At 42.8% G+C, this 1,273-nt stretch carries 2 protein-coding genes; both read left to right on the forward strand.

Going from position 1 to position 1,273, the window contains the following annotated elements:
* Nucleotides 1-551: tyrosine-type recombinase/integrase (locus NE623_RS14400; RefSeq protein WP_256273498.1), on the forward strand; the 551-nt coding region annotated here is incomplete at its 5' end.
* Nucleotides 541-1,273: tyrosine-type recombinase/integrase (locus NE623_RS14405; protein WP_256273499.1), on the forward strand; the 733-nt coding region annotated here is incomplete at its 3' end. The genes NE623_RS14400 and NE623_RS14405, both read left to right, overlap by 11 nt.

Below are 1,273 nucleotides of genomic sequence, written 5' to 3' on the forward strand. Positions count from 1 at the left end.
TTCTGTTTCGCCTGCTTTATACATGTGGGTTGCGCGTGTCAGAGGCTCTGCACCTTAAGGTTGCAGATGTTGATTTGGATGCTGGAGTTTTAGCCATATACGGTGCAAAAGGAGACAAAGAACGGCTGGTAGGAATTTCGGACTCAATGCTTGCATACATGAAATCCTACCGCAGTAATCCATTAGTGGCAAATGCAAAAAGTATTTACTTTTTCCCTGCTCCTGATGGCGGATTCTATGATACAAGTACAATTTACGATATTTTTCGAAAATGCTTATTTGATGCCGGGATTCCACACCGAGGTCGAGGAAAAGGGCCTCGTCTCCATGATCTCAGGCATTCCTTTGCGGTCCACATTCTAAACAAATGGAGTTCCGAAGGAAAAGACATATATACCTGTTTGCCGATTCTCCGCACTGCTCTTGGGCATGACCGAATTACAACAACCGAAAAATACTTGAGGCTTGTCCCGGAAGCCTACATGGAAGTCACCGAACCATTCAATGACCGATTCCATACCATTACAGAGGTACTTTGCAATGAGGAATAGATGCAGCTACGCCGGTTTAGTCTCCGCATACTTTAGCGTGTATCTGGCAGGAACTAAAAATGTCAGTACAAATACAATTTACTCTTACCGGGACACCTTTGTTATTTTTCATGGCTACCTTGAAAAGTATTGTGGCTTTAAATTAGAGAAAATGCTTTTTAACGACCTTTCCCGCGAACTGATTCTTGAATTTCTACAATATCTTGAAACTGAACGCAAATGCAGTATATCTTCTCGAAACCAACGACTTGCTGCGTTGAAGTCATTTGCAAAATATGTACAAATCGAATGCCCGGATGAAATGATTCTGTGTCAGCGCATTCTTTCAATTGACAGCAAAAAAGCAGCAAAGCCGACGGTTCAATATTTGAGTAACCAGCAAACCGATATTCTAATGGAACAGCCTGATATTTCCACGCCAAAAGGTCGCAGAGACTTGGCGATGATTCTTCTCCTTTACGATTCAGCTGCACGAGTGCAGGAACTTTGCGATTTAAGAATCTGCGATATCCGAATAGATTCACTACCGGTTGTACATTTATTAGGGAAGGGGCGAAAAAGTCGAGATGTTCCGCTTACCAAACCGTGTGCACAGGTATTGCGCCAATACATTTGTGAGAACAATCTTGATATACCAGAACGCCGCAATGACCAGCTGTTTACAAATCCGCAAGGAAAAAAGTTGACTCGCAGCGGTGTTTCCTACGTGCTAGCAAAATATA

Source organism: Gemmiger formicilis, from assembly GCF_024462815.1.
Classification (GTDB): Bacteria; Bacillota; Clostridia; order Oscillospirales; family Ruminococcaceae; genus Gemmiger.